6 protein-coding genes and 1 riboswitch are annotated in these 9,195 nt (G+C 71.3%); of the genes, 1 reads left to right on the plus strand and 5 read right to left on the minus strand.

Annotated elements, in window-relative coordinates; translation table 11 throughout:
- Positions 1 to 45: 45 nt before the first annotated feature.
- Together ACFU6K_RS20740 and ACFU6K_RS20745 are read right to left on the minus strand one after the other, a co-directional pair.
- Positions 46 to 1,803 carry an ABC transporter substrate-binding protein gene (locus tag ACFU6K_RS20740; protein WP_380665046.1) on the minus strand — a complete coding sequence of 586 codons (1,758 nt, stop codon included), beginning with the start codon at positions 1,801 to 1,803 and terminating at the stop codon, positions 46 to 48.
- A gap of 134 nt (positions 1,804 to 1,937) precedes the next feature.
- Positions 1,938 to 2,918 carry an ABC transporter permease gene (locus tag ACFU6K_RS20745; RefSeq protein WP_380665048.1) on the minus strand — a complete coding sequence of 327 codons (981 nt, stop codon included), beginning with the start codon at positions 2,916 to 2,918 and terminating at the stop codon, positions 1,938 to 1,940.
- 304 nt (positions 2,919 to 3,222) lie between these two features.
- Positions 3,223 to 3,319: riboswitch (ZMP/ZTP riboswitch) on the plus strand.
- A 19-nt stretch (positions 3,320 to 3,338) separates the two neighbouring features.
- Between ACFU6K_RS20745 and ACFU6K_RS20750 the strand changes: the two genes are divergently transcribed.
- Complete coding sequence (locus ACFU6K_RS20750; protein WP_380665050.1) at positions 3,339 to 4,796, plus strand: glycine hydroxymethyltransferase; 1,458 nt, start codon at positions 3,339 to 3,341, stop codon at positions 4,794 to 4,796.
- Between the two features lie 124 nt (positions 4,797 to 4,920).
- On the opposite strand, the gene ACFU6K_RS20755 is transcribed toward ACFU6K_RS20750, so the two are convergent.
- The 3 genes from ACFU6K_RS20755 to ACFU6K_RS20765 all read right to left on the minus strand — a co-directional run bounded on the left by ACFU6K_RS20755 (position 4,921) and on the right by ACFU6K_RS20765 (position 8,889).
- Complete coding sequence (locus ACFU6K_RS20755) at positions 4,921 to 6,348, minus strand: aldehyde dehydrogenase family protein (RefSeq protein WP_380665052.1); 1,428 nt, start codon at positions 6,346 to 6,348, stop codon at positions 4,921 to 4,923.
- Positions 6,349 to 6,455: 107 nt separating this feature from the next.
- Positions 6,456 to 6,920, minus strand: a complete 465-nt coding sequence (locus ACFU6K_RS20760; protein ID WP_380665057.1) for a DUF6624 domain-containing protein — start codon at positions 6,918 to 6,920, stop codon at positions 6,456 to 6,458.
- A gap of 331 nt (positions 6,921 to 7,251) precedes the next feature.
- Positions 7,252 to 8,889, minus strand: a complete 1,638-nt coding sequence (locus ACFU6K_RS20765; protein WP_380665055.1) for an APC family permease — start codon at positions 8,887 to 8,889, stop codon at positions 7,252 to 7,254.
- Between the last annotated feature and the right edge of the window lie 306 nt (positions 8,890 to 9,195).

The following is a 9,195-nucleotide window of genomic DNA, read 5'->3' on the forward strand; positions in this document are numbered from 1 at the left end:
GTTCCCGCCACCGCGCACGGGCGGCGGGAACGGGCCCCGGTCGACTCAGGACTTCAGGTACAGCCAGGCCAGCGAGACGGTCCCGTAGATCGGGTGGATGAACGCCCCGCCGACGTTGCCGCCGCGCAGCTGGTTGACCGTCGGGTAGGCGAACGGCAGCACCGGCACGTCCTTCATCACGGTCTGCTCCAGCGCGTACAGCTCCTTGGCCTTGGCGCGCGGCTCGCCGATCTGGTTGATCCGGTCGATCTCCTTGTCGACCTCCGGGTTGCGGTAGAGCGCGGAGTTGATGTCGCTGCCGGCCCGGCCGTCGAAGGAGAACGGGATCAGGGTGGACGGGGTCGGCCAGTCGACCGAGCTGGTCTCCTCGAACAGGTCGTACGCGGCGCCGTCGCGGTGCACCTCGTCGAGGAAGGCCTTGGGGTCGATCGGCTTGGGCACGACGGTGATGCCCGCCTTGCCGAAGCCCTCGACCAGCACCTGGGCGACGCGCTGCCCGGTCGGGGTGTTCCGGTACGCGTAGGTCAGGCTGCCGGGCGCCTGCTTGGCCTTGGCGAGCTCGGCCTTGGCGGCCTCCGGGTCGCCCTCGGGCTTGACCGGGTAGAGGTCGTACTTCTGCCAGTCGATCAGCGCGGGCGAGCTGAGCGTGGTGGCCAGTTCGCCGGTCCGGGCGCCGCCCTGGACCTGGCGGGCCTGCTGGCGCGGGTAGGCCAGGTGCAGCGCCTTGCGGACCTCGACGTCCGGCACCCGCTGGTTGTTGATCATCAGCTGGGTGACGAAGGCGCCCTGCCGGCCGGAGACCACCAGCTCCTTGGCCTTCGGGTCAGTGTCGGTGGTCTGGTACAGCTCGGCGGAGAGGGTGTCGGACGCGGTGGTGGCGTTGGCGCCGCCGTCCCGCCCGGAGAGGATCTCCTGGTTGAGGTTGAGCGCCTCCTTGCCGTACGTGAAGACGAACTTCTCCGGGTACTGGCTGCGGATCGGGTCCGTCTCGGGCTTCCAGGCCGGGTTGCGCTCCAGCACCATGCGGGTGTTCTGGACGTGCTCGACGATCTTGTACGGGCCGGTCGCGAACGGCAGGCGGTCGTAGTCCGTCCCGGTGTCCTTGTCCCGGCGCACCGGGGAGGAGGAGGACTGCGCGGCCATGTACGGGACGTCGGCCTGCGGCTGCGGGAAGTGGAAGACGATGGTGCGCTCGTCCGGCGTCTCGATCGCGTCCAGGTCGCCGGCCTGCGGGCCCGCGTACTTGGCGCGTGCCGCCTCGTAGCTGGCCTCGCCGGTGAGCCACTGCGGCCAGTACGGCGGGCCGACCTCGTAGCCCTTGCCGAAGGTGCGCTCGATGCCGTACTTGACGTCCTGGGCGGTGATCGGCTGCCCGTCCTCCCAGGCGACGCCCTGCTTGAGCCGGTACGTCCAGATGCGCCCGCCGTCGGCCGGGGTGCCGGTGTCGGTGGCGAGGTCGCCGACCAGCTTGGCCTTGCCGTCCACGACCTGGTACTGGGTCAGCTGGCGGCCCCAGAGCAGCGAGGCGTTGTAGGTGGCGCCCGCGTAGACCTTCTGCGGGTCGAGGTGGCGGAACTCGACGCTGTTGTACACGTTCACGGTGCCGCCCGCACGGGCGCCCGGGACGGCAGGGGCGGGGCCGGCGCTCTCCTGCTCACCGCCGAGCACGGCGGTCAGCGGGGAGGTCTCCTTGGCGGAGGCCCCGGCGGCGCCGGAGCCGGTGGTGCTGCCCGCGCCGGCCGAGCAGGAGGTCGCCAGCAGGGCGGTGGCGATGACGGCGAGGGACGGTCTGGTCCAGCGCATGGCGAATCTCTCCTTGCCCCGGCGGATCGTGCCGGGACGGGCTCGGGTTGATGGTGGGGAGGGGTGAAAGGGTCTTGAGAGCGGCGAAAAAGGTCTTGGGAGGACAGCAGGGGCTCAGCGGGCGGTGCCGGGCCTCAGCGGGCGGTGCCGGCGCGCGGGTCCAGCGCGTCCCGGACGGCGTCGCCGAGCAGGTTGAAGGCGATGACGAACAGCAGCAGCGCCACACCGGGGAACACCATGTACGTGGGGTCGGCCTGGAAGACCTCGGAGCCGCGCGCGATCATGCGCCCCCAGTCCGGGACCGGCTCGGTGACGCCGACGCCGAGGAAGGACAGCGCGGCCTCGGAGGCGACGAAGGTCGGCACCGCCATGGTGGCGTGCACCAGCAGCTGCGAGCGCACATTCGGCAGGAGTTCGTGGACGACGACATGGAATCGGCTCGCGCCCTGGGCCCGCGCGGACTGCACGAAATCCCTTTCCCGGAGCGAGCGGACGGTGGCCCGCAGGGAAAGCGCGAGCGGAATCCAGCCGAACGCCGAGAAAACCAGGATCAGCACCAGGAACTGCATCCACTCCGGTTCCGCGGTGCCCGGGTCGACCAGCCGGGACTGGATCACCGGGCTGAGCGCGAGCAGCAGGAGCAGGGTGGGAAAGGCCAGCAGCACATTGGCGAGGAATCCGAACAACCGGTCGGTGATCCCGCCGAGGTAGCCGACCGCGACGCCGACCAGGACGCCCAGCGTGGTGGTCACCACGGCGGCCGCGAAGGCGATCAGCAGCGAGGTGCGGATGCCGTACAGCAGCTGGGTGAACACGTCCCGGCCGAGGCCGGGCTCCAGGCCGAACCAGAAGTCCCCGGAGATGCCGCCGTTCGGCAGCATCGGCAGGCCACTGTCGCTGAGCAGGCCCGGGGCGTTCTGGCCGTAGTGGTCGACCGGGTTCTTCCCGTACAGCGCGGCGACCAGCGGGGCACCGAGGGCGAGCAGCAGGAACAGCACCACCACCGCCAGGGCGGCGGCGGCGACCCGGTCCCGCAGGATCCGGCGGAGCGGGCCGGGGTCGGCGGCGGGCGCGGGCCCGGCCGCGGTGACTGGGACGGTGTCGACCACTGCCATGAGGCGTAACCCCCGAATTCTCCGCCGCCCCATGGGTGAGGGTGCGCTGGTGTGTATTCCCGGTACGGCCTCCGGGGGTTTCCCGGCGGCCGTTCGAGCGCCATTTGATCGGATGCGTCCGAGGTTCCGCAAATCACCTTCGGCGGACGTTCGGGTCATTCCTTTCGAACTGTTTCGGGAAATGTGGCGGCTTCATTTCGCTGAAACACCGGCGTTGCAAAAGAACGGACATACCATGACAGGCCGGACCACCCGTTCCGCATTCTGAGACCTCCGCCACAGCCCCTCCGGTGTTGGTACGATCCCGGTGGGCCGCAACTGGCGCGTAGGGATGGAATCAACCATCGGGAAGCGGCCCCGTGAATCCTCACGTGAAGTTGCCGAGCGCCTGGGCCCCCGCATCCCCACCAGGAGACCGCCATGGCCCAGCAGCCCCACACCGCCGCCTCCGCCGCGGCCGACACCGCCTTCCGCAGCGCCCTCGACGTGGTCGCCGGCGTCGAACCGCGGATCGCCGCCGCGATCGGACAGGAGCTGGCGGACCAGCGCGGCTCGCTCAAGCTGATCGCCAGCGAGAACTACGCCTCCCCGGCCGTCCTGCTCACCATGGGCAACTGGCTCAGCGACAAGTACGCCGAGGGCACCGTGGGCCGCCGCTTCTACGCCGGCTGCCGCAACGTCGACACCGTCGAGGGCATCGCCGCCGAGCACGCCCGCGAGCTGTTCGGCGCCGACCACGCCTACGTCCAGCCGCACTCCGGCATCGACGCCAACCTCACCGCCTTCTGGGCCGTCCTCTCCCAGCGGGTCGAGAGCCCGGCGCTGGAGCGCGCCGCGGTGCGCAACGTCAACGACCTCACCGAGGAGGACTGGGCGCGGCTGCGCCAGGAGCTCGGCAACCAGCGGATGCTCGGCATGTCCCTGGACACCGGGGGCCACCTCACCCACGGCTTCCGGCCCAACATCTCGGGCAAGATGTTCGAGCAGCGCAGCTACGGCACCGACCCGGCCACCGGCCTGATCGACTACGACGCGCTGCGCGAGACCGCCCGCGAGTTCCGCCCGCTGATCATCGTGGCCGGCTACTCCGCCTACCCGCGGCTGGTGGACTTCCGCCGGATGCGTGAGATCGCGGACGAGGTCGGCGCGACCCTCATGGTCGACATGGCGCACTTCGCCGGCCTGGTCGCGGGCAAGGTGCTGACCGGCGACCACGACCCGGTCCCGCACGCCCACATCGTCACCACCACCACCCACAAGTCCCTGCGCGGCCCGCGCGGCGGCATGGTGCTGTGCCAGTCCGAACTGGCCGAGCACGTCGACCGCGGCTGCCCGCTGGTGCTCGGCGGACCGCTCTCCCACGTGATGGCCGCCAAGGCGGTCGCCCTCGCCGAGGCCCGCCGCCCCGAGTTCCAGGCCTACGCCCGCGCCGTCGTCGCCAACGCCCAGGCGCTCGCCGAGGGCCTGCTGCGCCGCGGCGGAAAGCTGGTCACCGGCGGCACCGACAACCACCTGGTCCTCGCCGACGTCTCCGGCTACGGCCTGACCGGCCGCCAGGCCGAGGCGGCCCTGCTCGACTCGGGCATCGTCACCAACCGCAACTCCGTCCCGCAGGACCCGAACGGCGCCTGGTACACCTCGGGCGTCCGCCTCGGCACCCCGGCCCTCACCACCCGCGGCCTCGGCACCGCCGAGATGGACGAGATCGCCGACCTGATCCACACCGTCCTGCGCGCCACCGCCCCCGCCACCACGGCCAAGGGCTCCCCGTCCAAGGCCGCCTACACCCTGGACGCCGCCCTCCGCGACGCCACCGCCAAGCGCGCCGCCGACCTGCTCGCCCCGTACCCGCTCTACCCGGGCGTCGACCTGGCCTGACGGCGAACAGCGAACAGATGACAGATTTCGAAATCTGTCATCTGTTCGCTGTTATCTGTTCGCTGAAAGTTGTCAGTTGTCAGCTGTCCGGCGTCCGCCGGGCCCGCCCCGCGCTCCGGGGCCGCTAGTACTGCAGGGACTTGTACTGCAGGAACTCCTCCAGCCCGTGCCGGCCCAGCTCCCGGCCGAGGCCGGAGCTCTTGTAGCCGCCGAAGGGGGCGAGCGGGTTGAAGCGGCCGCCGTTGAGGTCCACCTGGCCGGTGTCGAGCCGGCGGGCGAAGGCGGCGGCGGTGTCGGTGTCGCGGGCCCAGACGCCGCCGGCCAGACCGTACGGGGTGCCGTTGGCGAGTTCGGCGGCGTGGTCCTCGTCGCGGTAGCGGAGGATCGCCAGGACCGGGCCGAAGACCTCCTCCTGGGCCACCGTCATCTCCGGGGTCACGTCGGCGAGCACGGTCGGGCGGACGTAGTAGCCGGTGGGCGGTTCGGTGACCGGCTCCGAGCCGCCGACGACCAGCCGGGCGCCCTCGGCCAGCGCGCCGTCGATGTAACCGCGCACCTGGGCCAGCTGCTTGGCGTTGACCAGCGGGCCGATCCGGGTCTGCGGGTCGGTCGGGTCGCCCGGCCGGTACTGGGCGGCGACCTCCTCGGCCCGGGCGACCGCCTCCTCGTACTGGTCCTCGTGCACCAGCAGGCGGGTCAGCGCGTTGCAGGTCTGGCCCGAGTTGGCGAAGACGTTGGCGACGTTCGCCTTGACCGCACGGGCCAGGTCGGCGCCGGGCAGCACCACGTTGGCCGACTTGCCGCCCAGCTCCAGGGAGACCCGCTTCAGCCCCCGGCCGGCCGTCTCGGCGACCTGCCGGCCGACAGCGGTGGACCCGGTGAACGAGACCAGGTCCACGTCCCGGTGCCCGACGAGCGCCGCGCCCGCCACCGCGCCGGTGCCGGTCACCAGGTTGAAGACGCCCGCCGGGAACCCGGCCGCGTGCACCAGCCGGGCGAACAGCCGGGCCACCAGCGGGGTGTCCTCGGCCGGCTTGAGGACCACCGGGCAGCCGGCCGCCAGGGCCGGGACGGTCTTGGCGACGATCTGGTGCAGCGGGTAGTTCCACGGCGTGATCGCCGCGACCACCCCGGCCGGCTCGGCGTGCACCACCGAGTTGCCGATCCGCTCTTCGAAGGGGTGCTCGGCGAGCAGGGTCAGGTAGGAGGTCGCCACGGCGAGCGGCAGCCCGGCGTGCACGGCGCCGGCGAAGCCGACCGGAGAGCCCAGCTCGGCGACGACCGTCTCGGTGATCTCGTTCTGCGCGGCGGCGATCCCGTCCCGCAGCCGGGTCAGCAGCGCCAGCCGCTCCTCGGGGGTGGTCGTGCCCCAGGCGCGGGCCGCCCGGCGGGCCGCCGTCACCGCCGTGTCGATGTCGGTCGTGCCGCCGGCCGGCACGGTGGCCAGCACCTCTTCGGTCGCCGGGTTCAGTACGGTGATCGACCCGGTGTCCCCGGAGGGCCGCCACTCGCCGTCGATGTACTGGTCGCTGTACTCCGCGTACTGCCGCACCGATCGTCCTCTCGTCCGCCCTTTAACTAGCAGCGCTAGCCGAAGGTCAGTCAATGCGGCCCGGGCGGCCGCGCGCAAGAGTCAATCCGGACCGGCGGACCTGACGGTTACTTCGGAGCGAACCGCGCGGTGTACTCGTCGAACGGCTCGATGCCCGCCTCCGCGCGCCGCTCGTCCAGCCGCTCCGGCTCCTCGCACGGCCACGGCACCGGGCGGCCGTCCGCCACCGCGCCGATCTGCGTCCCGTAGCGCTGCTCCCGGCCCTCGTTGACCGCCAGCCGGTCCTGGAGGAAGGCCAGGTCGCGGGCGCTCGCCTCGCCCCGGGCGACGGCCCCGCCCATCAGTGCCGCCGCCCGCCGCTGGACGTCGAGCTGCCGGTCCGCGTGCTGCGCCACCAGCCACGCCGCCCGCGCGGCCTCGGGGCCGACGGCGCGCTCGGTCGGCCAGCCGTGCGCCGCCATGATCTCCGCGAGCCGGTCCCCGTGCCGGGCGGTCAGCCGCCGCCAGGCCGCCTGCTCGGCCAGGTCGGGGCTGTTCGCCAGCCGGGCGGCCGCGCCGTCCTCGGCCATCATCCCGACCAGTTCCCGCGCGAGGGCCTGATCCTGACCGTGCTGCCGTGCTTCCGTCACGTCGACGACGCTTCCTGTAGCCGGGCCCTCCTGCCGAGGACCGCCCGCCACCACGCTAGGTGCGGAAAACGCGACGAAGATCATCCCCGAAGACGGTGACCGGGAGGTGCCGCCCACGGCAGAATGGATGAACACCGGGAACGAAGCGCACCGCACGCACGGGAACGAGGCGCACCGCGCACGCGCCAACCGAAGCGCACCGCGCACACTCCCGCGAGAGACGCCGAAGGGCCGGTCGGAGGAATCCGACCGGCCCTTCACCGTGTGACGAGGATCAAACCCGGGACGGCTCCGCCGCCTCGGCGCTCTCGGCCTCCAGCATCTCCTCGCGGACCGCGGCCAGCGAGGGGTTGGCCCAGGCGCTGGCGACGCCCCAGTAGTAGAACGCCAGCCCGATCGCGGCGACGATCAGCAGGTCCCAGCCCTCCGGCAGGTAATCGTGCCCGCCGAAGTCGGCGCTGCCCGCCCAGGAGACGCCGGCCATCACGAACAGGTAGGCGACCATCCAGGCGCCCGCCTTCAGGTGCGGCTTCAGCACGGCGAACGGCTTGCGCAGCTCGTACCAGGCCCAGATCGGCAGACCGGCGGCCATCAGCAGGATGACCTTGCCGGTGAGCGGCCAGCGGGCCCAGTAGAGCACCAGCGAGCCGAAGATCATCGCGATCGGGGCGATCACCGGCATGGCGCGCAGCCGGACCGGCCGGGGCAGCTCGGGGGCCAGGCGGCGCAGCGCCATCACGGCGACCGGGCCGGTGATGTACGAGATCACGGTGGCCACCGAGACGATCTCGGCCAGCGAGCCCCAGCCGCGGAAGACCGCGAGGAACATGAACGCGACCACCAGGTTGAGCACCAGCGCCGGGCGCGGGATGCCGGTCTTGGCGTCGACCTTGCCGAAGATCTTCGGCAGGTGGCCGTTCTCCTGCACGCCGTGGATCATGCGCGAGGTGGTCGCGGCGTAGATCATGCCGGTGCCGGAGGGGGAGATGAACGCGTCCGCGTAGAGCGTGATCGCGAGCCAGTTGAGGCCCCAGGCGATGGCCAGGTCGGCCAGCGGCGAGGTGTAGGAGAGGTTGCTCCAGCCGTTCGCCAGGTCGCCGCCCGGGATGGCGCCGAGGAAGGCGATCTGGAGCGCGACGTAGATCACCAGGGCGATCAGGATCGAGCCGATGACGGCCTTCGGCAGCGACTTGCCGGGGTTCTTGGCCTCGCCGGCCAGGTTCAGCGGGGACTGGAAGCCGTTGAAGGCCCAGACGATGCCGGAGACCGCGACGGCGGTGAACACCGAGCTCCAGCCGTTCGGCGCGAAGCCGCCGTGGTCGGTGAAGTGCGACGAGTCGAAGTGCGCGAAGAGCAGCGCACCGGCGGTCACCGTCGGGACGACGACCTTGAAGACGGTGATCGCGGTGTTGGTCTTGGCGAACAGCGTGATCGCGAACCAGTTGAGGGCGAAGTAGACGAGCAGCAGCACGCTGGCCAGCGCCACGCCGCTGAGGGTCAGCTCCTTGCCGTCGTACAACCCCTGCGCCCAGCCGAAGTGCCAGGAGCTCATGTACTGCACGGAGGCGGTGGCCTCACCCGGGATGACCGAGACGATGGCGATCCAGTTGGCCCAGGCCGCCAGGTAGCCGGCCAGCGAGCCGTGCGAGTACTGGCCGTACCGGACCATGCCGCCGGCCTTGGGGAACATCGAGCCCAGCTCGCTGTAGGTGAGCGCGATGGTCAGCGCCACCGCGGCACCGATCACCCAGGCGAGGATCGAGGCGGGTCCGGCGAGCTTGGCGGCCCGCTCGGCACCGAACAGCCACCCGGAGCCGATGATCGACCCCAGCCCGACCGCGGTCAGGCTGATCGTTCCGAGCGATCGGCGGTAGTTCTGGTGTGATGCCGTCGACGATTTGGGCTCACTCAACGTATCGGTCCTCTCGCTCGTGGTTCATCGGGTGGTGTCGGTGTTTTTGCGATTTTGAGTCGGTATTTCGGACAAACGGAGAGCAGCCTAAGGTCCAAAAACGGGCGAAAACCTCAGGGGAAGCTCAAACCTTCCGATTGTTGCCATCTCGTGTCCGGCTTCCGGGCCGGTGCGGACCAGCGAGGAGGCGGACGCCACAGCGCCCGGAAGGGGTGGTGGCCAGGGATGGCGATCGGGGTCGGCCCGGGGAAAAGGGCGGCCCGAAAAACGAAATTCCCCGTGGAAGCCTTTCGGCCTCCACGGGGA

The organism is Kitasatospora sp. NPDC057512 (assembly GCF_042802135.1).
Lineage (GTDB): Bacteria > Actinomycetota > Actinomycetes > Streptomycetales > Streptomycetaceae > Kitasatospora.